The 24638-nt window shown below is 55.8% G+C and carries 17 protein-coding genes and 1 pseudogene; 3 read left to right on the top strand and 15 right to left on the bottom strand.

From position 1 onward, the window contains the following. Positions 1-11 precede the first annotated feature (11 nt). From H0484_RS13605 to mnmE, 10 genes and pseudogenes are all read right to left on the bottom strand, one after another. Positions 12-2783, bottom strand: a complete 2772-nt coding sequence (locus H0484_RS13605; RefSeq protein ID WP_226955190.1) for a DEAD/DEAH box helicase — start codon at positions 2781-2783, stop codon at positions 12-14. A 103-nt stretch (positions 2784-2886) separates the two neighbouring features. Beyond that, positions 2887-3999 (bottom strand): virulence RhuM family protein, encoded by a 1113-nt coding sequence (locus tag H0484_RS13600; protein WP_226955189.1) that lies wholly within the window; start codon positions 3997-3999, stop codon positions 2887-2889. Beyond that, on the bottom strand, positions 3996-5693 hold the full coding sequence (locus H0484_RS13595) for a site-specific DNA-methyltransferase (protein ID WP_226955188.1): 1698 nt from the start codon (positions 5691-5693) through the stop codon (positions 3996-3998). The genes H0484_RS13600 and H0484_RS13595 overlap by 4 nt, the downstream gene beginning before the upstream one ends. Positions 5694-5700: 7 nt before the next feature. Beyond that, the gene (locus H0484_RS13590) at positions 5701-9258 is read right to left on the bottom strand and encodes an SIR2 family NAD-dependent protein deacylase (protein WP_226955187.1); all 3558 of its coding nucleotides are present in this window, start codon (positions 9256-9258) and stop codon (positions 5701-5703) included. Continuing rightward, positions 9258-12155, bottom strand: coding sequence for an SNF2-related protein (locus tag H0484_RS13585; protein ID WP_226955186.1), 2898 nt, complete (start codon positions 12153-12155; stop codon positions 9258-9260). Before H0484_RS13585 ends, H0484_RS13590 begins: the two co-directional genes overlap by 1 nt. 19 nt (positions 12156-12174) lie before the next feature. Further along, positions 12175-13167: a restriction endonuclease gene (locus H0484_RS13580; protein WP_226955185.1), complete on the bottom strand. Its 993-nt coding sequence runs from the start codon at positions 13165-13167 to the stop codon at positions 12175-12177. 26 nt (positions 13168-13193) lie between these two features. After that, a complete protein-coding gene (locus H0484_RS13575; RefSeq protein WP_226955184.1) occupies positions 13194-13511 on the bottom strand; it encodes an HVO_A0114 family putative DNA-binding protein in 318 nt (105 codons plus the stop codon). A gap of 166 nt (positions 13512-13677) precedes the next feature. Then, positions 13678-14514, bottom strand: a complete 837-nt coding sequence (locus H0484_RS13570; protein WP_226955183.1) for a tyrosine-type recombinase/integrase — start codon at positions 14512-14514, stop codon at positions 13678-13680. A gap of 10 nt (positions 14515-14524) precedes the next feature. Continuing rightward, a pseudogene (locus H0484_RS13565) lies at positions 14525-14713 on the bottom strand (Arm DNA-binding domain-containing protein); the annotation flags it as partial. Between the two features lie 190 nt (positions 14714-14903). Continuing rightward, entirely contained in the window at positions 14904-16289 is a 1386-nt protein-coding gene (mnmE, locus tag H0484_RS13560; protein WP_226955182.1) for a tRNA uridine-5-carboxymethylaminomethyl(34) synthesis GTPase MnmE, read from the bottom strand. A 138-nt stretch (positions 16290-16427) separates the two neighbouring features. Here mnmE and H0484_RS13555 point away from each other — a divergent pair, with 138 nt between their 5' ends. Next, entirely contained in the window at positions 16428-17009 is a 582-nt protein-coding gene (locus tag H0484_RS13555; RefSeq protein WP_226955181.1) for an LOG family protein, read from the top strand. A gap of 94 nt (positions 17010-17103) precedes the next feature. Here the strand turns inward: H0484_RS13555 and H0484_RS13550 are convergent, their stop codons facing one another. The 5 genes from H0484_RS13550 to rpmH form a co-directional block, all read right to left on the bottom strand. Continuing rightward, a complete protein-coding gene (locus H0484_RS13550; RefSeq protein WP_226955180.1) occupies positions 17104-18537 on the bottom strand; it encodes a catalase in 1434 nt (477 codons plus the stop codon). A 403-nt stretch (positions 18538-18940) separates the two neighbouring features. Next, entirely contained in the window at positions 18941-20635 is a 1695-nt protein-coding gene (gene yidC / locus H0484_RS13545; RefSeq protein WP_226955179.1) for a membrane protein insertase YidC, read from the bottom strand. A 45-nt stretch (positions 20636-20680) separates the two neighbouring features. Continuing rightward, the gene (yidD, locus tag H0484_RS13540; protein WP_226955178.1) at positions 20681-20914 is read right to left on the bottom strand and encodes a membrane protein insertion efficiency factor YidD; all 234 of its coding nucleotides are present in this window, start codon (positions 20912-20914) and stop codon (positions 20681-20683) included. Continuing rightward, on the bottom strand, positions 20908-21291 hold the full coding sequence (rnpA, locus tag H0484_RS13535; RefSeq protein ID WP_226955177.1) for a ribonuclease P protein component: 384 nt from the start codon (positions 21289-21291) through the stop codon (positions 20908-20910). Before rnpA ends, yidD begins: the two co-directional genes overlap by 7 nt. Before the next feature lie 21 nt (positions 21292-21312). Beyond that, entirely contained in the window at positions 21313-21447 is a 135-nt protein-coding gene (gene rpmH, locus H0484_RS13530) for a 50S ribosomal protein L34 (RefSeq protein WP_226955176.1), read from the bottom strand. 455 nt (positions 21448-21902) lie between these two features. Here rpmH and H0484_RS13525 point away from each other — a divergent pair, with 455 nt between their 5' ends. After that, positions 21903-22592 (top strand): response regulator transcription factor, encoded by a 690-nt coding sequence (locus H0484_RS13525; protein WP_226955175.1) that lies wholly within the window; start codon positions 21903-21905, stop codon positions 22590-22592. Beyond that, positions 22561-24630, top strand: a complete 2070-nt coding sequence (locus H0484_RS13520) for a sensor histidine kinase (RefSeq protein ID WP_226955174.1) — start codon at positions 22561-22563, stop codon at positions 24628-24630. The genes H0484_RS13525 and H0484_RS13520 overlap by 32 nt, the downstream gene beginning before the upstream one ends. The last annotated feature ends 8 nt before the right edge of the window (positions 24631-24638 follow it).

Genomic DNA, 24638 nt, shown 5'->3' with positions numbered 1-24638 from the left:
GACGCTTGAGTTCAGGCTGGGCTGCCTCCTTCCGCAGTGTCCTTGACCTCATACCGAAGATAGTCGGACAGGCGTTTGTCTTCAGTGACTTCATCATGGGGAACCACGAGGTAGCGCCAGGGCTTGCCGCCGACTTCAGCCGCATGTTCACCGGCGTGCCGACACCACCGAGAGGCGGCGGCGCTCTTGGCCTGGACTTCAGCGGAAGCCAGATCGACGCGCGCTTTGGTTTCGACCATCAGGATCATTCCATCCAGCTCGGCCACGAAGTCGGGGATGTATTCGGGCTGTTCGCTGCCCAGCTTGTAGTAGATCTGGAACTGGCCCTTGGCGGGCTTGAACCATTTGAGGGCGTCACGTTCCAGCAGCAAGGCAAAACGCCGTTCGGTGTCCGAGTCGAACTTCTGCAAGGGGTACAGGCAACGGGTGAACCCACCGAACAGCATCTGCTTGATGCGGCTGGTTTCCGTAACGGTCTCCCGCAGGTTATGGGCAGTCTGCCCCTCCGTAGCAGTGTAGTTGCATGACTTCAGCTCGGTGAAGCCTCTGCTGACCTGCACCTCATAGCCTGCGGCTTTTTCCCAGAAATGCTCCATCATCTGGGCGCGAATCAGGCGGGCGAGCTCCTTGCCGTAGGTATCGAAAATCTCGTGCAGTTCACTGTCCGAATAGTTCTGCTGCTGGTAATGCTCGACGGCTTGTCCGGCGAGGTCGTAGAGCAAGTCGGCCTGGGTGAAGTAGTCGATATCGTCGAAGTCGATCAGCTTCTTGACGATGTAATCTTCAAAGCGGTTTTCCCGCAGGCCACTTTCACGGTTTAGGGTGAATTGTTCGCTGGTACGCAATGTCTGACCGACGATCTCGCGCTGCCCTGGCTGGAAGTTGGGCAAGGCCCCCAGGCGGAACGGATGAAAGCCTGTGGTGACTTCGCCGGTAGGCACAACGGCGATACGCGGAATGTCGATGGTCTGCTGAACCAGAATTTCAGTGGTCTTGGCCACGACGGCGGACAGATCCAGGGCTGGCACCTGGTCGTCGGTGCCTTGCAGCAATTGTCCCTGCTGGGGTTTCAGACGTTTTTCCACTTCTGCCAGAATCTCTTGCTGGATTTCCGGCTTCAGCAAGGCTGCACTGGTCGGCGCCAAGTCACGCTTTACTTCGTAGGTGGCGAGAACTTCCCGCACGACATGGACCGCCTTGAATTCTGCTTCGGTCGTAAAGACCGGCTGAGTCTGTGCCTTGACTTGTTCGCCACCGACCTCAGTGCCGGCATCCACCGTTGCCAACGCCGGCGGGACATGTGGCGCATGCTCATCGTGCAGTCCCAGGCGGGTCAGCAGATTGGGCAGCACTTGAACGCTGACCTTTTTGTCCTCGCTGGTGGGGGCTTCCAGGATCACCTGCTTGAGACGGATTGGCGAATCGCCACGGTTGGCCTCGTCGATGATCTCCTGGAACTTGTCGTGCGCCACGATGTTAAGGCGATCCACCGCAGCCACGCCCGTACGCTTGCCATAAGGCAGGCGCAGGCCACGCCCGATGGATTGCTCGATCAGCGTGCGGGCATTGGCAGCACGCAGTGGCACGATAGTGTAGAGGTTGGTGACGTCCCAGCCTTCCTTGAGCATATTGACGTGAATGACGATCTCGGTGGGTTCCTCCGAGTTCTCCACATTCAGCAGCGCCTCGATCATCTTCTCTTCCTCGGCACCGGTGCGGCTGGAGTCCACCTGGATGACCTTGCCCTGGTAGCGTGCTTCAAAGAATGCCGAGGACTCGATCAATGCCTTCAACTGCCCGGCATGCGTCGTATCGCGCGCGATCACCAAAATGAAGGGTTTGACCATCTTGACGCCGTTCTCGCGGGCATAGGTCAATAGCTCGACCTTGGTGGCCTCGTGCAGGCGAACGCCATCCTCCAGCTTGATCTTCTCGATTTCTTCCGCAGCGTGGTTGCTGGACTTGAAGTTGCGCTGGGTGACGACGGCCGGTTCTTTGACGAAGCCATCTTCCATGGCGCGTGCCAGTGGGTAGTCCATCACCACATTCTTGAACGGTATGGGGGCCTTGGCGGACTCCACAAAGGGCGTGGCCGTCACCTCCAACCCGAACAGCGGATTCAGTTCGTTGATTGCCCGCATACCGGCCTGGGCACGATAGCGGTGTGATTCGTCCATCAACAACACCAGGTCCGGCAGATTGGCCAGGTGGTTGAAGTAGCTTTCACCCAGCACCTCGCGCATGCGCTTGATGCGTGGCTCCTTGCCGCCGCGCACCTCGGAATTGATCTTGGAGATATTGAAGATGTTGATCCGCACCTCGCCGAACAACTCGCCTCCCGCGACGTTTTGCTGGTCGTAGTTGTCGCCGGTGATGACCCTGGGCGCGTTGATGGCGAACTCCCCGATGCCCTTGAACACGTACTTGGGCGTATTCGGCGTGAAATCGGCAATCAACTTGTTGTAGATGGTGAGGTTCGGGGCCAGCACGAAGAAATTGTTGATGCCGTGTGCCAGATGCAAGTAGGCGACAAAAGCCCCCATCAAGCGCGTTTTTCCGACGCCGGTGGCCAATGCGAAGCACAGCGAAGGGAAGTCCCGCTCGAAGTCCTCCAGCGTCGGAAATTCGGCTTTCAGGGTCGCCAGGATCGAGGCAACGTTCCTATCCTTGCTCAGCATTTCAGGCGCGGCTTCCAGCGCGCGTACCAACCGTGCCAGGGATTCGGCTTGCGGCGGCCGCAGCGACAAGCGGCCAGTGATGTGATTCTGAACACGCGAACTCATGCTTTCCCCTCATTCTTGTTCTGGTTGCTGGCAGTTATTAAGTAATCCTTAATAACTGCCCCAACAAATTGCGCATTGCCGTCGCCCGCTCTTTTCAGGTGCTTCATGAGGCATCTCCCTTTTTCTTCTTCGGCAAGCGTTTGCGTTGCTGCTCCAATTGCTTGGCTGGCTGGGCAATCACCACTTCAAAATCTTTTTCCACCCGGGATGGCAGATTGCGCACACGTGCCTGATAGTCAATGTATGCCGCCTGTGCTTTTTCCAAAGCGGCCTTGGCAGGCACTTTTCCCGCATGGGTCAGGATGTCCTTGCGCGTCAGGCGCAGAAAATTGTCCAGTTCCGTGGCCCAATCCTGCATGGTCATCGGCTGGCGAGCTTGGGCTTGCAGCTCTGCCACTTCGATATAGGCGGTGACGATGCGGTTGAGCGTGTCTAGCTCTGCTTCATTGAGGTAGTTCTTGGCAACCCCTACGTCTGCCTTGCGCACCGGAACACCCTTGGATGCTCCCGGCCAGTTGGTCAAACCGACGTTTGGGGCCTGCGCATTCACCCGCTGCACGATCAACTCGGCAGCCGTATGACCATGTGCAGCCCAGTGCATCTTGTTCTGTACGGTGGCGAAGAATTGTTTCGAGGTTTCCGTGTGTGGGTCGTAGTCCAGACTGGTGGCGTAAATATCCAGCACCTTGCGCCAGAACACCTTTTCCGAGGAGCGGATGTCGCGGATTCGCGCCAGCAGCTCTTCGAAATACTCGGCATCGTCACCTCGCTTGAAGCGCTCATCATCCAGCAATACGCCCTTGGTCAGGTAAGTTGCCAGTTGCTCTGTGGCCCAACGACGGAATTGGGTACCTCGGTGCGACTTTGCACGGTAGCCAACCCCCAGCACCATTTCCAGGTTGTAGTGCTTCAGGCTGCGGCTGACTTGCCGCCCGCGCTCCAATCGAACTTGTAAGTACGGCTTACAAGTTGCCTCTTCTGTCAGCTCCCCAGACTCGTAGATGGCGCGGATATGCTGGGTGATGTTTTGCGGCGAACACTGATATAAATCAGCCAGTTGTGCCTGCGTCAGCCAGATACCGCCATCCTGAAAACGCACCTGGACACGGGTTTGCGCATCTTCGGTTTGGTAAAGCAGGAACTCGCCCTGCCCGCAAAATTGTCCAACAGCCTGTTGGACAATTTTGCCACCAGTATTGGTGTTTTCCTCGTTCATGCCCCTTCCTCACCGCCAAACAGGTCCGTCGTCCAACTATCGCCGGACTTTTTGCCTGATTTGGCAGCCTTCGCAGCGGGTGCTGGCGAGGACGGCTCGGCCAACGGCAAGTTCGCCACGTTCAGGCTGTAGTCGTCGTGGCCCCATTCGCAACGGGCCAGTACCATCTTCGGAATCTTCTTCAGTGTCAGGTTCGGCCAGCGCGCAGCGGCCGCTGCCGCGCTGATGCCGTGGAAGGCTGAGCAGCACACCAGCAGGCTTTGCTCTGCGCCCACCTCATCCGACAAGGCTTGCAACTGGGCGGCAGATAGGTTCTGAGTGGTGACGTAGATGAAATCCCGCTCGCTGGAATGCCCCTGCTGCCACCAGCGGGTTTCCGACGGCGCGTAGGTAAAGCCTTCCAGTTTGCACAGCGCTTCAGCCAATTGCGCGGCGTTGTACTCCGGGTTGATGACGGGGTTGCCCCAGCGGTCCTCCACAATCAGGCTAGGAGCCAGACGATAGTAACGGAAGCCGCCGCCACCTTGCCAATCCACTGCCTTGGTGATGCCGCCCGGGTCTTCGCCGTCGATGACCTTTTTCAGGCGCGGAATGATGTGGGTATGGCAGTGCTCGCCCAGTTCGACCATGATCCAGCGGCGGCCCATTTTGTGCGCGACAGCGCCGGTAGTGCCGGAACCGGCGAAGGAGTCTAGGATAAGGTCGCCGGGGGCAGTGGCCACCTCCAGCACTTTTTTAATAAGCTTTTCCGGTTTAGGTGTAGAAAACGGGTTGCCTGGAAATAGCTTCTCAACCTCAATCTTTGACTCTTGATTATGACCTGTGTCTTCGTAATTCCAAATTGCCCTAGGAACCACTGGCTTTGTTTCCGTCAAGAATTTTTTAATTCTCGGCATTGAGGACCTTCCCTCTTTTCCCCAGTAAAGCAACCCAGCCTCAATGTTCCTCTTGTGGGTTTCCTCTCCAAATGCCCAAACACGGGTTTTGCTTGGCCAGATATCCTCACCAGTATTCGGCTGCTTAATTGCGTAATACAAATTTGGACGCTCTACAGCAGTTTTCGCACAAGTGTAGGCAGAAGAGTTCCAGGGGCCGCGTGGATCATTATCTGGATTTTTATAGTTTGCTATCTGCGAGTCATTTTTCTCCAGTCTATTTGGACGCCATATATCTTTACTTTTTGCATAAACCAATATGTGATCAAAATCGCCACTAAAGTACTTAGCATCATTAGCAGGGGATACTCTTTTATGCCAGGCAAGATTAGCAACAAAATTCACCCGTCCAAATACCTCATCGCACAAAACTTTCAAGTAGTGCGCTTCGTTGTCATCAATCGTGATCCACAATGAACCATCATCCGACAATAGTCGCTTGATGATTTCCAGCCGATCCCGCATCAATCCCAACCAGATGGAATGCTCCAGCCCATCGTCATAGTGTGCGAACGCGCTGCCGGTGTTGTAAGGAGGATCAATAAACACGCACTTTACTTTGCCCGAAAACTCCTGCTCCAGCGCTTTCAACGCCAGCAGGTTGTCCCCGAAGATCAGCCGATTGTCGAAGATGTCGTTCTCCGAAACACGCCGCTTGGCGTGACAAGACTTCTCTGGGTCTTCAAGCAGAATGCGCGGTTCCAGCTTGGGACGTTTATCCTTTCCAATCCAGGTGAGTTCGAGTTTTTGCTTGCCCATAAAAAACCTATGCATTTGTCATTTCTGCGAATCTAACTTCGGGAAGAGCATCTTTCTTAGCCTCCTCCAAGATTCGAAGTAGTTCATCATTTTTATTTTCACCATTGCTAACGATATCCCTTGCTAACCTGACGCACGCGGCACGGACAAAGGAAACACTAACGGAATCTCGTCCAGACGGAGAAATATTTCTATAACCAGCGTTGTCAAAGATGACAGGTAGAATCTCCACCAACGACTCGGCGCTCTCATCGGACAGATATTTTTTGCAGTACATCTGATTGGCAGTCCAAAGCAGCGCCGACAAGCCTGTCATTCGACTTGATCCTATGAGATAAATTAGCCTCAATATCAATCTGTCAATGGCATGAGATTCTTGCTGATCTCTCCAAATCAATAGGGCATATGATGCATATGCCAACTTGTTTGGATCGTATGATTGAAGACCTTGTCTGATCAATCTTTCCACTTGATCGAGAAAAAACTCGTCTTTAATGGCAAAGTATGGGAAAGCGATCAGCGCCTCTGGTGCCTCGACTTCGGAATAAAAGGTACAAAGCTTTTGAAAATTTTCTTCAGTGAGATTTTCCGAAGACAATGCAGGAACAACAGAGCGAGCCAACACTTGGCCGACTAAATCAGCGAGTTGGCGTTCTTCGTTTTGCGTAAACCCGAACATGTCGTTGCTGTCTTTATTCGGCCTCCAAATAACCAGTTGCTCGAAGTATTCGGCAGCCTGATCTGCAGACGGAAACTCTTTGATATTTTCTGCTTGTGCGGCGTTGACTATGTCCGTCAACAGCTCCGAACTAAGCAGGCTGGACTTTGTGGCCTCAAATAAATATCGCCGAACAAGAGCCTTGACAGCGGCAGGATCTGGCGAGGGAATTTCAAGTAGCACATACTTGAGCAAACCCGTTTCAGGAACATGGTTTAGATCGGGTTCATTTCCCCATATTTTTTGTGCAATTTTCTTGAGTTCTTCGTTCGTCAAAAATTCTTTCTTGATCAACGGAAGAAGACGCAGGAGAGCAGAGGCACTTTGAGGTGAGCAGGGTACGATATGATCTATTATTTCATCTATACGACGATCAAGAGCTGAGTCTTGCTTTCTTTCCCCCGGGTGTTTTACGACTGGATTTCCCCACTCTTTGTGATCCTTAAAGCTTATTTCAGACTGGAGAGGGAAGGACAAGGCATCGAGCAACACATCATGCTGCTGCGAATCGGGAATGCTCTTGAGAGAGAATTTAGACAGGTGCTTGACTGCATCAAAAAGCCAGAGATGATGAAGTTCAGGTTTCTTACCAAGAGATACAGCCAAGCGAAATATTTGCTTTGCCTGTTCGGCCGAGGCTCTTACTGATGCACGGGCTAATACCTCGATAAAAACCCGCAAGCGATCAATAGCGACGTGGCTAGCGCAAGAGGACTTATCTTCCCGCTTTTTCAGCCAATAGTTGATTGCCAGCATGCACTGGTTTAGCAAGAAGGTCACATCACTTTCTTGAAGACATGCGATTTGAACTCTTGAGAATACTTTTTTCAAAACCTCCGATGTGTCGCTGTTCGCTGAACGGATTGCCAATGCAAAGCGATGAATATTATCAATACCTTCCAACTCTGCGCTCTTGGCTGCTTGTTCAACAAGGAAGCTAACACCGCTCCATCGAAGTGGCATACCAACGGTGCTCGAAACGCCTTCTAACAGAAGCAATGGATGTAGTTCGTTGCTAAATGTTAATGTATTGGCATTGTCTTTATAACGCCCGGGTTCGAATGATGGCTCGATTGCCAGTTGTTTTTGCTGCTTCTCCAGAGTTTTTGAAATTCGTTCCCTAATGTGCTCAATGTGATCCCATGGGTCACACTTGGAATCTCGATAGCTGGACGGGAATGCTTTGAAAGGTTTGTCAAAAGACGACAGATCGACGCCACGCATCAGCCAATGTGCCCAGGCTAATCGCGAGAGTATATGGATTGAGTTGCGATCATTTCGATGTTGGGTAAGAAGCTCCTTGTATGCCTCTGCTACCAGCACCTCACCCTTATCAAATTGCCCAAGTTCGGCAAGTAGAGAAGCTTTTCTTAGTTTCCAGACTGGATTGCTGCCGGTGATTTTTTCAACATGTTGTTCCAAGGCCGCATAGTCAAACTGGTCACGCGCCACGATTGCGCGATGGTAGGCAAGTTCGTCACTGCTTTCGGGCCAATATATTGCACCTTTCTCCAGTATCGAACTTGTCGCCTGAGAAATATTTTTGGATTCAGAGCTATCCATCCACCGTGTATTTTTCAGCAGCAAAACCGCAATTTCTAACTGCTGTCTTTTGGATAGTGTGCAGGGCTTGTCAGGATCGCATACAGTAAGCAACTCATTCGCCAGCCAAGATGGCATAGCTTCAAAAGTTACTTGGTGATGCCAAGTGATCTCGTACAATAGCTTGGCTTTAGATGTTTCTGTCATTGCAGACAGACTCTTAGGGTTGGGCCAGGGATCGGTTATTTGGCTTTGCAATTGAAACCGCTGGCCATAGGGACAAACTAACCAGTCAGGGTAAGACAACCGATCTTTCTCTAAAAACGGTAGTTTCTCCTCCAGCAACTTAGCCGCATAGCTGACATCTTGATGAGTCTTGGATCTTTCTGCACCAGTGGTTGTTGTACGATGCAGTTCCGTTGGATCCCACTCCCAAATCTGTTTAGGTTTAAGATCTTGTAAGGCTCGGACGAATATTTTTGTCGCTTCCAGATGCCGAACATCGCGCTCATCGTAATCTGTAACCAGGTCATCAAGGTCGATAGGCGCGACATTGATGGATTCCAGATATTTTCGTTTTGCGGAGTTCAGCCCTAGGGCCCCAACGAGGTAAATACGTCTTGAATGTGTGGCTAGATGATCTCGGACCCACCCAGCCCATTGAAGAAAGTTAGGATCATCACCGGAGAAGCCTAACAAACATAATTCGTTTTCGATGAAAACTTGACGCGAGAAATTGACAAACGCCGCGTACTGTTGTGGATATTTTCGGTAGTCCTCTTGGGTGAAAACCAGGTCTTTTGTTACGTCTATTGTCCCGTGTAACTTGACGATTCTTGGCGCTCTTGCACTGGAAAGATCCTCTTGCTTTGAAACCACACTGTAAATCGGTTGGTGCACCTCGGATGATGCACGCTCCAGCAACGTATCCCAGTTGGTGGTCAGAATTTCCGACCATGGCAATTCCAGTAAGGATTTGTGTAACTCGCCAGGTTCCCACGCTGCATCGTTGATTTCTTGCTTTATCAAATCATGCAGAGCTTGCTTGCCAAAATAAGCGCAATATTCTTCTGCCAAGCGTAGAGCGTCGGTGCTGCCTGAACCCAATTCATCGGCAAGTTTGCTGGAAAAATGATTCCAGATCGGCAGTTTCTTACTAGCATCGCCTGTCGAGGCAGCGCTTCTGCTAAAGCCTGCGCCTACCATGATGGCTGCGCCATGGTAAGAGTTGTCCTGCTGCCAAAGCGCAGATGCGAGTTTTTTTAATGCAGCGTAATCGGGAAGAGAAGAGATATCTTTCATCATTACAGCACCCACTCCACGGTGAACAGCACCTGTTCCTGAACCCGCTGTTCCAGTTGCTCTTCAAGCTGTTCGATCAGCGTATTGCGCTGCATCTCGATGTCATCCTGCCTAACAAACAGTTCCCTCCGCAGTTTGCTGCGCTTGGTTTCCAGTTCTCGCTGGCGTTTCTGATGTGCCAGCTTTTCTTCCAATGTGGGTGATGCGGCGGCGGTGCGGCGCACTTCCTTGATCTCGCCGTCGATAGCCTTGATTTCCTGCTCCAGCCCAAGCTTCAGGTCATCAGCCCAAGCATCGAGCTTCTGCACTTCTTGCTCGAAGTAACTCAAGTTGCGCTGATTGATCTCGTGCAGCAGCATGTTTTTGCGGCTTTCGACGTCGGCTACGAGTTCGACACATGCTTGCAGGTGCGCATCGCTTTCGACCTGCGCAGGCAGGCGTAGCAGTTTTTCTGGATCGTCCTCTGGCAGTGCTTCCCCTGCTTGGGTGCAGGCGGAAACAACCAGGTGCTGCTCCTGATCGTTCAGGGTTTCGACGGTCAGCAGGGTCACGCTCAGCCAGCCGCTCTGGCCGCGCCATTTTTCAAGGCTGACGAGCCGTTTGCCATAGGCGGCGTAGTCGAACGCCAATCGTGTGGGGGCTTGTAGGTCTCGTGCCTTGGCGCGCTCAATGGCCCATTCCGCCAAGGGATGGCCCATACGGTAAAGATGCGCATCGCCGCTGCGTCTGGGCAGTTCATAGCGCCCCGCCATCACTGCCTGTTCCCGGCTGCCAGTGGCGAGACCTAGCCCATCGGGCAGGCTGTGCAGAACAAAACCATTTACCTCTTCGGCAGTATCGAAGTGGGCATGATCCTGCAACTCCGTGCGGCTCAAATCCATCAGCAGGCGCTCGTATTTGTTCAGCACTGCCTGGCTGTCCTGGCTGCGGATGCGCAGTTTCTCCTGCACCTCCTCGTCGAAATTCTCTAGCAGAAGCTGCCTTGTTCTGAGCATCGCTTCGTCGATCTCGCTGGCAAGTTCGCGCTGGAGGTCTTCGAAGCGGCTGCGGATTTCTTCGGGTTCGCGGCAGTTTTGGTAGATGGCGGCGATCCGCCGCTCGAAATCCACACCGGAACCGATGGCGCCCAGCACTTCGTCACTGGCGCCGAACACGCCTTCGAACAGCTTGAACTTCTGCGACAGCAACTGATAGACACGCGCATCCGCCTCGTTGCTGCGATCCACAAAGTTGACCACCACCACATCGTGCTTTTGCCCGTAACGGTGGCAGCGACCGATGCGCTGCTCGATCCGTTGGGGATTCCACGGCAGGTCGTAGTTGATAACCAGAGAGCAGAACTGGAGGTTGATGCCTTCTGCGCCTGCCTCCGTCGCGATCATGATGGTGCCGCGCTCCTTGAAGTGCTCAACCAGCGCGGCGCGGGTGTCAGCGGTTTTGGAGCCAGTAATGCGATCGCTGCCTTCATGGCGTTGCAGCCAGTCTTTGTAAATGGCTTGCGCTCTGGCATCGCTGTTGGTGCCGTTGAACAGCACGATGCCGTCGCCGTAGGGTGTTTCAGCCAACAGGGAGAGCAGGTAATTCTGGGTGCGCTTGGACTCGGTGAAAATGATGGCTTTCTTGCCCGCACCTAAACGCTCCAGCTCAGCGAAAGCCTTGTCCAATGCAGTTAACAGCGCCTGCCCTTTGGCATTCTGTCGAATGCCTGTAGCCAATTCCTTGAAGCGTCGGAGTTCGGCCGCTTCGTCGGCAATGGCTGATCGTTCGCTGGCACTGGCATCGGCATCATTGGCGTCTGTGCCATTCCATTCGTCGGCGGTTTCATCTAGTCCTTCGTAGTCGTCATCCAGCGACTCTGTCAGGTCAGGGACATCAGGCAACTCATCCAGTTGTCCTTGAAGGCGGTTGGCCATGGTCTCCAGCGCCCCGGCAATGGCGTGGCTGGACGAGGCCAGTAGCTTCCATAGCACCAACGATATCAGTTGACGCTGGCCTTCAGGCAGTGCCTTGAGATTCGGGCGACGCAGGTAATCGGCGACCAATGCGGAAAGTTGCTGCTCTTCCTGGCTTGGGGTGAATTCTTCGACGATGGCGATACGCGCGGTATACGGCACGTATTGCTGAACTTGCCGACGCAGCGTGCGTTTGCAAAGTGGTGCCAAACGTTCTCGCAGTGCCCGGTTGGACTGTTCGGTTCTAACGCCAGAGAATTGGGTCCGAAAGCTGTCGATATCGCCAAAGACGCGCTCGTCGATCATGCTCACCAAGCCGTAAAGCTCCAGCAGGGTGTTTTGCAGCGGTGTTGCCGTCAGCAGGACTTTGGCATCGACGTGCTCCAGCGCGTCGCGGATCGTCCGGGCAATGACGTTGCCGTTCTTGTAGACATTGCGCAAACGGTGGGCTTCATCCATGACCACCAGATCCCAGTGAATGCGCTTGAGGTCATCGGCCTTGGCTTTGGCGAACTGGTAGGAACAGATAATCGGCCCGCCTGCATGCAGAAAGGGTTGTGTGACACCTTCCTTGCGCATGGCGTTGTAGTTCTTCGCTTCGAGGATCAGCCCCTGAAGATTGAACTTGTCCTGCAGTTCCTGGTGCCATTGCTTGCGCAGGTTGGCAGGCACGATGATCAACATCTTGCGACGCCGCTCTGCCCAGTGCTGGGAAATGACCAAACCGGCTTCGATGGTTTTGCCCAGCCCCACCTCGTCCGCCAGAATCACGCCCCGCGATAGCGGATTGCGGCAGGCAAAGAGTGCTGCTTCGACCTGGTGCGGATTCAAATCCACCTGGGAGTCCACCAGCGCGCTGGCTAGAGATTCCACACTGTCACTGGCTGCCTGTCGGGTCAGTTGCCAGGCGAAGTACTGACTTTGATGAGGGGTCAGGAAATGTTCCAAGTGAATGTCTCCCCAGGCATCAGGCAGGCCAGTACAGCCGCTTCAGCGGCACGATTCGTTTGGTTTCGGCGTCGGTGGCGTCGTAGTGCTCGATCAGGGCGCGCACCACATGGTCCAGCGTCCACATCGCTAGTGGAATGGATGCGCGATCAGCTTCGTACTGAGCATCCTTGCTGAAGCCGCCGGTGCTGACATACAACCCGCGATCATCCTTGTGACGGCCGCCGAGGAAGCTGCGGATTTCCTGACTATCCATTCGCTCTTTGCGGTGTTTGACCTCCACGACAATGCGTGGGTGTTCGAAGCCGAAGCCGTCGGGCGAAGCCACGATGTCTTTACCCCGATCCGAGCCGGGTGGCGAAACCTGGGTCTTGTAACCCATGGCGCGCAGGATGCCGGCGACCAGTTGCTGCATGTCGTCCCAGTCGAGTTCGTTGACCCGGTCCTTGATGCGTTCCAGCGCCTGGGACTCAATGTCGGCCAGTGGATCGGCGATGACTTCCTCGGCTTCATCTTCCTCGACAGGAGCAGGTTTACCCTTCAGCGCCGCCAGCACTTCGACTGCCGCGCTGGACGGCACCTCGAACAAGGTCAGGGTCGAACCCAGGCTGTTCTTTGTGCCGGTGCCTAAGCTGTCACGCGGCAACTCCTGCGTTTGCCATTGCACTTTGCGCGCCAGCGGCATGCCTTGTTCGGCCCACTCCGGGTGGTGTTCGGCTGGCCCTGTGACCTTGCCGATCGAGTACAGGCGATTGGCGGGTGAATAGGTGACGATCCAATCACCATCCTGTATGTCGTTGACGAAGCGCCAGACCTGGGATGCGCCCGATATCACTGTGCCTTGCTTTGCTTGGGGCTCGGCGGACTGGTACAGGGCGATTAGCTGCTTGCGTCCGACACCGGGTTTGGCATGGGCTGCCAATTGATTCCAGCCCACGGCAGCTACGCCGCGTTCTCGGAAGGAGTCATACAAGCTGCCACCTTCGCCGCGCACCATCCACATCCGTGCCATTGCATTCCCTCTCTTATTCGTAGCCATCAATCCAGCACCACCAGAAACTCAGTCGCCAGCGCAGTCGGCTGAACATCCCGAACATTGCGCTGCAGCGAAACCAGGCCGTAATCCGACATCATCCGCAGGGTACGCGACAGGTTCGGCACCTTGCGGCCACTGAGTTCGGCCAATTCGGTCAGGGACTTGGGTTGTTTGTCGTGGATCAGGCGCAGCAGGCGGCGGTTGTCGTCCGACAGCACCGCTGCCAGTGAGGCCAGGGACGGAAACCAAATGCTGGGCGTTTCGCTTCCCTTCGGTGGCGAACCGTCTGGCTGTCGGATACCCACAATGCAGCGCTTCATGATCGCAAATCCAATGACACGTTAATTTACAATTATATCAGTATCTGATAATCATCGTCGATCATGAATGGCTGCTACAAAGGAAAAGGCAGAGGCAAGGGAATGGCAACCAAGGGGCAACGGCCCTACCCAAAAAGGGAAAAGGCCACCAGCGCCCCGGCCGGACTCACACCACCAAATTGGCCGACGGTGCCAGCCCGTCGATGTAAGCCGACCAGGCTTGCAGCATTTCCCGCCGCTGTTCAGCGTACTCGGCGCGGTTGTAGACACCGCGCACACCGCCGATGGTGTGGTTCAGCGCCTTTTCCACCACATCCGAAGGCCAGCCCTGTTCGTGCAGCAACGTCGATGCGGTGCGCCGCAGGTCATGGATGGTGAAGGCGGGGATCTCCTGCCCCTGCAATGACACCTTCAGCGCTTGGTTCAACGCATTGTTGGCAAAGGGCTTGGCCAGGGTGCTACGGCCCGGCAACACCCAGAGGCTACTGCTGGCCAGCGGCTTGAGTTCCTTGAACAGGGTTTGCGCCTGGGTGGACAGGTAGACGATGTGCGGCTTGCCGGTCCTGGAATTCTCGATTGGGATGTGCCATTCGCCTTCGCCCAGATGCACGTCCTTCCACTGCGCCAACATCAGCTCGGACTTGCGCACCAGGGTCATCAGGATCAACTGGAAAGCGATCTTGAACTGGCGGCGGATGTTGGAGGTCTGCATCGCACGCAGGAACTGCCGGATCTCGTCCGGCGTCAGCGCCCGGTCGCGGGCGGCGGCGCGGTAGACGTGCCGCATCGGCAAGGCCATGACCGGGTTGGCCTGGATCAGGCCGCAGGTCAGTGCGTAGTCGAACATACGTTTGAGCAGGCCGCGCACCTGGCCGGCGGCGGCATCGAAGCCTTGTTCCTTCTTGCGCCAGATGACGCTGCGCACGTCCTCGGCGGTGATGTCCCGGATAGGCTTGCTGCCGATGTGCGGCAGGATGTCCTTTTCTAGGTAGCGCCGCCTCATCCCGTTTCAGGCGAGCATTCTTCAGCGTCAGCGCGGGGTATTTGCCCAGCGTCAGCTTCTCGTACTTGCCATTCAGTCGGTAGCGGTAACGCCAGACGATGCCCCCGGTCGGGAACACTTCCACATGAAGCTCTCGGTCGTCGGTGACCGTGTAGGTCTTGTCTCTGGGCTTGAGCGCCTTGAGTGCGTTGTCGGTCAATGCCGTCTCATCCTCCGTATGTCCAAGCAGAGGGATGAGAGACAAGAACCCAGCTACTTGGAACCAAACTTGGACATAAAAGTGAGTGGCTTTGACTGTATCACCGAATCACTCAGTAGACAAAAATCCCTGTATTTATGCGGCTTACAGGCACATCAGCAGACTTCAGTGGAGGCCCATGGATTCCACCTCACTTCCCAATACAAAAACTAGAAAAAATCTCCCCCAACAAATCATCGCTGGTAAATTGCCCCGTTATCCGGCACAGCTCTTCATGTGCCAGTCTGAGTTCTTCCGCGAACAAATCCAGCACGGAGTCGTCGTGGCTGGCGTGTTCGTCTGCCACGATCAGGTGCAACTGCGCTTCTTGCAGAGCGTGCAGGTGGCGTTCGCGGGCCAGCCAGGGGGATTCCGCACCGGGCTGCCAGCCGGCGATGTTCAGCAAGGTTTGGCGCAGAGTGCCTAAGCCGGCGCCGTTGCGGGCGGAAATATAAAGTGTGGTGGCGCCGCTATCGGCATCGGGAGTGGCGGGGCAGGGTAATTCCACCTCCAGCAGATCCACTTTGTTGTACACCTTCAGGACGGGCGTGCCTGGCGGCAGGCGCGAGGTAATTTCCTGATCCAGCGGGTCGTCGGGTTGGCGTGCATCTTGCAGGTGCAAAATGACGTTGGCTTTTTCGATCTCGGCCCAACTGCGCTGTATGCCTATGCGTTCCACGGTGTCTTCGGTTTCGCGCAGGCCGGCGGTGTCGACGATATGCAGGGGGACGCCGTCTATGTGTATTTGCTGCACCACGCGGTCGCGGGTGGTGCCAGCAATGGGAGTAACGATGGCGATGTCATCGCCGGCCAGGGCATTCAGCAAACTGGATTTGCCCACATTGGGCTGGCCGGCCAGCACCACGTGCAGGCCTTCACGCAATATCAGGCCCTGGCGGGCCTGGGCTATCAAGGCTTCCAGCTTTTCGCGAATGGCATCCAGCTTGTCGCGTGCCTGGTATTTTTCGAGGAAGTCGATTTCTTCTTCGGGGAAATCCAGGGTGGCCTCGACCAACATGCGTAGACGCACAATGTCGTGATCGAGGGCGGTGACCTGCTGCGAAAAAGCACCGCTTAGCGATGCCATGGCACTACGCGCAGCAGCTTCCGAGGATGCGTCGATGAGGTCGGCGACGGCTTCGGCTTGGGCCAGATCCAGTCTACCGTTTAAAAAGGCGCGTTGGGTGAATTCGCCGGGCAAGGCCAGGCGCAGGCCAAACGCTTGCCCCACTTGCAGGCATCGTGCCATGACGCGCTTGAGTACGGCGGGGCCGCCATGGCCTTGCAGTTCCAGCACGTCTTCGCCGGTGTAGGAATGAGGGCCGGCAAAGTACAAAGCGATGCCCTCATCCAGCATTTGGCCGTCTTGATCTAGAAACGGTCGGAAATAGGCATGGCGTGGCGTGAGTTCCTGCCCGAATAGGCCTTGCACCAAGGGAGCCAGGGTTTTGCCCGAGAGACGAATGACACCTATGCCACCCCGCCCAGGGGCGGTGGCAATGGCAATAATGGGTTGCTGATCAGGTAGCGCGTTCATGAGGTGGATTATCGCTTATCCCGGTAATGCCGGCCTACGTGCAAGCCTTGGCGTGGGGGCGTTAAGATTATTGTTTGGGCAGCTTTCAAAACCGGAAAGGTATGCACCTGGCTGCCTGCGCCATATAAGGAGTTCGTTTTGCGCATTTGTGTGTTTTCAGGTTCGAATCCGGGCCGTAAGCCCGAGTATGTAGAAGCCGCCCGCGAATTGGGTACCGCTCTGGCCAAGGCCGGCATCGGGGTGGTGTACGGCGGGGCGTCCGTCGGTTTGATGGGGGCGGTGGCCGATGCGGCCATGTCTCATGGCGGCGAAGTCATAGGCATTATTCCCCAGGCGCTGGTCGACAAAGAAATTGCGCATCCCGCGCTGACCGAACTGCGGGTAGTGGGCTCTATGCACGAGCGTAAAGCGCTGATGGCCGAATTGTCTGATGGTTTTGTCGCCCTGCCGGGCGGCCTGGGTACGCTGGAAGAGCTGTTCGAAGTCTGGACATGGGCGCAATTGGGCTATCACGCCAAGCCTTGCGCGGTGTATAACCTGGATGGCTTTTACGACGGCCTGACCCAGTGGCTGGATCACGTGGTGCAAGAACAATTCATCAAACCCCAGCATCGCGGCATGTTGATTGTGGAATCTCAGCCGCAGGCTTTGCTGAAGGCCATGTGCGAGTACGAGGTTCCCACTGGCGTAGTGAAATGGGTGGAGCGCGAGAACCTGTAATGACAAAAGCCGCCGAACCCATAATTTGGATTCGACGGCCTTTGAATGAACCGCTTACGTATTGCCGGCGGCTAAAGCCTAACCGGCAACAAACTTAGGCCAGCTTCTTGATGGCAGCAGCCACACCAGCGCCGTAGGCGGGGTCGCACTGTGAACAGTGGTCGATGTGCTTTTGCACGACGTCAGCCGACACACCGTTGATGGCGCGAGCAGTATTGTCGAACAGTGCCTGCTTTTGCGTGTCGTTCATCAGCCTGAACAGATTCCCGGCTTGGGTGAAGTAATCCGAATCGACGCGGTGGTCCCAGCGATCGGCGTTACCGTCGATCTTCAGCGGCGGTTCGCGGTAATCGGGTTGCTCTTGCCATTCGCCTTGCGTGTTGGGCTCGTTGGCAGTGATACCGCCATGGTTGCCGTCTACGCGCATGGCACCATCGCGGTGATAGCTGTGGAAGGGGCACTTGGGTGCATTCACCGGAATCTGGTGGTGGTTAACACCCAGGCGGTAGCGTTGAGCATCGCCATACGAGAACAGGCGAGCTTGCAACATGCGGTCGGGCGAAAAGCTGATGCCGGGGACGACGTTGGCGGGCGTGAACGCAGCCTGTTCGATTTCGGCAAAGAAGTTCTCGGGGTTGCGGTTCAGTTCCAGAACACCGTATTCGATCAGCGGGTAGTCGCCATGCGGCCATACCTTGGTCAGGTCGAAGGGGTTCAGGTGGTAGGTTTCCGCATCCTTCTCGGGCATGATCTGGACGTAGGCCGTCCACTTGGGGAAGTCGCCAGCCTCGATAGCGTTGTACAGGTCGCGATGCGAGCTTTCGCGATCTTTGCCGACAACGGCTTCGGCTTCGGCGTCAGTCAGGTTCTTGATGCCTTGCTGAGTCTTGAACGTGAATTTCACCCAGAAACGCTCGTTCTCGGCGTTGATGAAGCTGAACGTGTGGCTGCCGAACAAGTGCATATTGCGGAAACCGACGGGAATACCGCGGTCGCTCATCACGATGGTGACTTGGTGAATGGCTTCGGGCAGGCCTGTCCAGAATTCCCAGTTGTTCTGCGCGCTGCGCATGCCGGTGCGCGGGTCGCGCTTGACGGCGTGGTTCAGGTCGGGGAATTTAAGCGGGTCGCGGAAGAAGAACACGGGGGTGTTGTTACCCACCAGATCCCAGTTGCCTTCTTCAGTGTAGAACTTCATGGCAACGCCACGGATATCGCGTTCGGCGTCAGCCGCGCCGCGCTCGCCGGCCACGGTCGAGAAGCGCATCAGCACGGGAGTTTGTTTGCCAACCTCGGAGAAAATTTTGGCTTTGGTGTAGCGAGTGATGTCGTGCGTAACGGTAAAGGTACCGAAGGCGCCGGCGCCCTTGGCGTGCATACGGCGCTCGGGGATAACTTCGCGGTTAAAGTGGGCCTGCTTTTCAAGTAACCACACGTCTTGCAGCAAGACGGGGCCGCGTACGCCGGCTGTCAGTGAGTTCTGATTGTCGGGTACCGGTGCGCCGGCTGCTGTTGTCAGTTTCTTCATGAGAGTCCCCTGTAGATAAAATGGGCCCGACTATGCGGGTTTAAAAAGAAGCTTCCAGTGTTGTGGGTGCATGAAAGGAAGTCATTTGCCTGCCTTCCAAACTAGGCCATGAATACCAAGTATGAACGGGGCATGTGTCTTAGTGTAGACAAGCAAAACAAAAAAAGAAAATTGATTGATACTAGCAGTTCGATAGTTGTTAGCTATAGAAAAAATTATTTCCATAGCTAAGCGTTTTCTGCGGGCTGTGAGGTTATTCGCATTTTCAGGGCGGAATGTTGCAGGACGTCGTTTCCCTGGATACCTAAGTGGATTTAAGAACGGGACACAGCCCGAGCATGAAAAAGGCCTACGTAAAAACGTAGGCCTTAAACGGAAAGCAGCGTGAACTGCCGAGATTGCTTTAACGCTTGGCAGCAGCCGTTTGCTTTTCGAGTTTCTTCATGATGTAGCGTTGCTGGGCGATAGAGATGGCGTTGTTGACGCACCAGTACAGCACCAGACCTGCCGGGAAGAAGAACATCATGCCGCCGAATACCAAGGGCATCACCATCATGACGCGTGCCTGCATGGGGTCGGGCGGCGTGGGGTTCAGCTTGATTTGCAGGAACATGGTCGCCATCATGATGGCCGGCAGAATGAACCACGGGTCGGTGGCGGCCAGATCCTTGATCCAGAGTATCCAAGGAGCCCCGCGCATTTCTACGCTACCCAGCAGTACCCAGTACAACGAGATGAACACTGGAATCTGCACCAGCATGGGCAAACATCCGCCCAGTGGGTTGATCTTTTCGGTGCGATACATCTCCATCATGGCTTGATTCAGCTTGGCGCGGTCGTCGCCGTATTTCTCACGCATGGCCTTCATGCGCGGGCCTACGTGCTTCATCTTGGCCATAGACCGATAGCTGGCAGCCGACAAGGGGTAGAAAACCAACTTGATCAGCACCGTCAGAATGACGATGGTCCAACCCCAGTTGCCCACCCAGCTGTGAATCCAGGTCATGAGCTGGAATAGCGGCTTGGCGATAACGGTGAGGAAACCATAGTCGACCACGACATCAAGGCCGGGCGCGACCTGTTGCATGGCTTGCTGGTCTTGCGGGCCAACCCACAGGTGGGCCTGGTGAACCTGGCTTTGGCCAGGCTCGACATTGCCCAGAGCCTGAATGGCGCGAATGGCGTACAGGTTATCGGCAACGCGCAGCACTTCGTTGTGGCGCATTTGATCCTGCACGGGAACCCAGGCAGAAGCAAAGTAATGCTGCACCATAGCTATCCAGCCATTATTGGCCTCGTGGATATAGTTTGCCTTGTTCTTATTGATGTCCGAGAAGCTGATCTTCTGGTATTTGTCTTCGCTGGAGTAAACCGCTGGGCCAGTGAAGGTGTTGTAGAAGAACGAGGTATCGGGTGGGTCGTTGCCGTCACGCGTCAGTTGCAAATACACCGAGGGTTGCAACGGGGCATCGGAGAGGTTCTGCACTTCGTGCTTCACCAGGATGTCGTAGCTGCCTTTTTGCAAGGTGTAGGTTTTGATGACGCGGGCACCACCGGATTCGGCTTCGAACACTACATCCAAGCTGTCGCCGGTAAAGGCGGTGTCGGTGGTAACGAGACGGAAAGGCGTCAGGTGGGTGGGCAGCGTTTGACCCTGAGCGCCGATAATACCGGTCTGGGCCACGTAGATGGAACCAGGGGCGTTATTCAGCAGCATGATGGGCTGGCTGTCGTCTACGCTGTCGGCAAATTTAAGCAAGCTGGCGCGTACCAACTGGGCGCCTTGCGTGTCGAAGGTCAGGTCGTAGACATCGGTCTTGATGTTCACGGCTTGGCTGGGCGACAGGGCCGGTGCTTGTTGGCCAGGAACTGTTTCGCTTGCGCCTGCCACCGCTGAGGGGGGCTGCGCCGAAGGCACACCCGCCGCTGAAGCAGCCTGGCTGGCGTTGTCGGTAGGTGCAGGCGCCGTCTCGGACGCGGCTTGTTGAGTGCCGGGCGAGAACAAGGAAGGCTGGCCGTTGTGGGTCTGCCAGTTGTTCCACAGCAGCAGCAGCGAGAAAGCAAAAATCATCCAGAGGATGGTACGTCGGATGTCCATAACGCTCGTCAACTTTGGTCAGTGGGGGCCGGAAAGCCCGCTAGTTTAACGTAGGGGCCGGTCGGATTCGGGAACCGGGTCATAACCGCCAGGCCCCCAGGGATGGCAACGCCCAATGCGTCGGACGGCCAACCATAGCCCTTTTCCCGAGCCGTGAAGCTGTATGGCTTCTATGGCGTAGGCCGAGCAAGTAGGAGTGAAGCGGCATTGGCGCCCTATCCAAGGGCTTAGAAAAAACCGGTAAAAGCGGATAGGGGCGATGAGCAAGGCCTTCAGCATTTGAGAGCCCGAGTCAGCAAAACATCGGCTTCGGCACGCACCAGCTTTTTAAGCTGGGTAAGAGACGAAGCGGGGATGGGAGCAACCAGTCGGAACACGAAATCGTGTTGAGGCAGGGCATGGCGCTGAGCCCGAAAGGCCTCGCGCAGTACGCGTTTGATCGTATTACGCGTGACGGCCCTGCGGGCCAACCGCTTGGCGACGATCATACCCAGTCGTGCTGAGGACTCAGGCACGTTGGTGCGTGGCACGTTCAGCACGAACAAAGCCCCTCTGGCGACACGGCGGCCCTTGAGAGCAGCAGCGTATTCAGAGGGGCGGTGCAAGCGCGCCGCACTGGGCAGCGTGGCATGCGTCGTCATTGGCCGTGCCGGCATGGAAATGCCGGACACCGAGGCTTATACAGCCAGGCGCTTGCGGCCTTTGGCGCGGCGAGCTTTGATGACGGCGCGGCCAGCGCGGGTCTTCATGCGAACGAGAAAACCGTGGGTACGCTTGCGACGGGTAACGGAAGGCTGGAATGTGCGTTTCATGGGAAATATCCGGTAAACAAAGCTTGGTTAGCTGAGTCGACTAACAGTGGGTATCGTGGCGTCGCGCATTGGCGTTAGCGCTGCGACACTCAGGCTGGGGGCGCCAGCATGTGGCCAAATGGCTGTCAGCTATTTTTAGCCAGAGCTATGGAACTAGTGCTCAGCCACTTGGTTTAGTCGTATCTTTTGACTGCTATCTTGACTTGCTAAGCCCTATGCCCCGCGTCTTTGTAAAGAAATCTTTTAAAGAACCGCAGTAAGCAAAACTCAGCAAAAGCCCATTATTTCATCAAATTTTAACGGGAAAGTCAATGCGGATGGCTGCTTTCCATCGTAAGCCCAGGTGGGTACCAAGCAAAGATCACCGATTATAGGTATGTTCAAAGCCGTCTTTTCTATGCCACACTGAAGAAGATTCCTTTCTGCTGGAAAAGGCTTAGCGCGTCTGCCACAACATGACTTCCACCGCATCCGACATTCTTCCCGGTCCGGTCCTGATTATTGAGGACGATCTGCCGATGCAAACCCGGCTGCGGCATATTTTGCTGTCTTTGGGCTATCCGGACGAAGCCTTGATCAGCGCTCATTCCGTAGCACAGGCGCTAAGCTGTATCAACGAGCACCCGGCGGCAATGGCGTTGGTGGATATCGGCCTGCCCGACGGCAGCGGCCTGGCCTTGATTGACACCTTGCGTGCCAATGACCCCACCCTTATCATCCTTGTGATTTCTGCCTGGAGCACGGAAGACATCATATTGGCTGCTTTGCGTGCAGGTGCTACCGGCTATGTCCTGAAAGAGCGAGACGACATGGAGATTTCCCTGTCCATCCGCAGTGTGCTGCGTGGAGGGGCCCCCATTGATCCTTTCATCGCACGCCGCATTCTCGAGCTTCTTCCCGCGCAGCAACCCGCTGCGCAAGCGCCTCCGGCTCTGGGCGATCCGGGTGCTGAAGCGCTCAGTCCGCGCGAAACCCAGATTCTGACCTTGGTGGCCGATGGTCTGACCAATCGCGAAATCGCCGAATCGCTGCATATCTCGCAGTACACCGCAGCCAGTCACATTAAAAACATATACCGCAAGTTGTCGGTATCGTCGCGTACCAAAGCTATTCATGAAGCACGTGCGCGCGGCTTGCTGTATTAACAGCGGCGCAATGCAAGTCACCGGCCTCATTAAACATACGCCCATCAATCAAGCTCGAAAGAGCGGCTCCTTAACGTGGGCGTGGCGGTTTGTGCTGCGTTTTGTTGGGCTGTGGATACTGTTTCTGCTTGGGGGCGTGGTGGCTTGGGGAAGCGAAAATGCGACCCACTTGCCTGCCGGGGCATCGCCGTTAAGCGCTTCACAGGCAACATGCCGCCCCCATGTCATAAGTGTGCGTACCGCTGCGCAGCGTGTCGTCCCCGGCGTTGATTCGGCCAAGCCGCCTGATGAGGCTTGGCTACCGGTTTCTTTCCCCGACACTTGGCACAGCCGTGGTGCACCACAAGAGAGTGCCGTTTGGTATCGCCTGGATTGGGAGCTTCCTTGCCAACCTTCCGAGGTGTCGGTAGCGCTGGCAACGCAAGGCTTTAGCCTGGCGGGAGAAGTCTTTAGCAACCACGAATTGCTGTGGCGCGATATGCAGGTGCAGGAACCCCTGAGCCGAAGCTGGAACGTCCCGCGCTATTGGTTGCTGCCGACCTCTTCTTTGAAAGCCGGAGAAAACACGATTTGGTTGCGTGTTTACAGTGTGCCGCATCTTGCGCCTGGCTTGTGGGAAACCCGTGTGGGCCCACCGAGCGAGATCTATGCTTGGTATGAAGCACGCCGAGCGCTGCAGCGCAGCCTACCCATGTTGAACATTGCCGTGACCGGCGTGCTGGGCCTGATCTTCCTGTTTTTCTGGTTGCTTCGCCCAAGTGAAGCCACGGCAGGGTGGTTTGCCGCCATGGCTTTGGCGTGGAACGTGTTCATGGGCAGTTTTCTGATCTCGTCTCCCTGGCCGTGGCAGGACAGCTATGCCGTTGTTCGTTGGGTAACGGTCGCTTTTATTCTGTACGCCTGCACGTTCTGCTTGTTCACCTGGCGTTTTGCCAACGTGCGTTACCGCCGCAGCGAACGCGTGTTGTGGGGGCTCACCGCTGCCGCTATTGTCATTCTGGCGCTGGTGCCGCCTGCGGTGCTGGTACCCGCTGCGGTCTGGGGCGCGGGGCTGTATGGTAGCTTGTTCATCTTTAATTGCCTGTTTTTTCAGCGCATCGCTTGGCGAGGTGAAGGCACGGGCAAAGGCATGCGCTTGATGGCGCTTTGCCTGCTGACATTTATTCCCATCGCGCTGCTGGATTTCCTAAGTCTGTTGCGGGTGATCCATCTCCCGTTTTCTCTGACGCCCTGGTCAGCCCCGATAACCGCCACCATGATGGCGCTTATTCTGGCCTGGCGATTTTCAAGTCACCAGAAGCAAATCGAACGCTTCAATCAAGACCTTTCCGTCACGGTCGAGCGCACCCGCGAAGAGCTGACAGCGTCTCTGCATAGTCGCCATACTCTGGCCCTGCGTAATGCCAGGCTGGAAGAGCGTTTGCAGATTGCCCACGATTTGCACGATGGCATGGGCAGTACCTTGATCCGTACCATCGCACAGATCGAGCACACGAAAGCCAACCCTGATGCCAGGCACATGCTGGCAGCGCTAAAAAGCATGCGTGACGACTTGCGTCAGATCATAGACAGCGGTACGGGGGAGTCCGCCGTTGCCCTGGAGACACCCACCTTGTGGCTGGCCCCTTTGCGTCACCGTTTCGTGCGCCTGCTGGAAACGCTTGATGTGGCGTCCGAATGGCATGTGCCCAAGAGCTGGCCTGTGCAACCCAGCGCGGCGCAGTGCCTGGCTTTGACGCGTTTTGTTGAAGAGGCGATGACCAATGTGGTCAAGCATGCAGCCGCACGCCGCGTTGTTCTACGCCTGGAGCCCGAGCCTGACAACACCGGCATGCGTTTGTGCATAGAAGACGATGGCGTGGGCTTTGACCTGGATGCGGTGTTGAACGCCGGTCTGAGTGTGGGCATACATAGCATGAGCCGGCGCATCGCCCGCATAGGCGGCACGCTGCACATTACCTCTGAACCGGGCAAGACCTTGCTTTGTGTGTATTTGGGGGCCGGGGCGGCGCCTATTGCCGGCCCGGCTACCGCCTGACAACGCAA

Source organism: Mesopusillimonas faecipullorum (genome assembly GCF_020539505.1).
Lineage (GTDB): Bacteria > Pseudomonadota > Gammaproteobacteria > Burkholderiales > Burkholderiaceae_B > Mesopusillimonas > Mesopusillimonas faecipullorum.
This window is presented reverse-complemented; position numbering and strand designations above follow the sequence as displayed.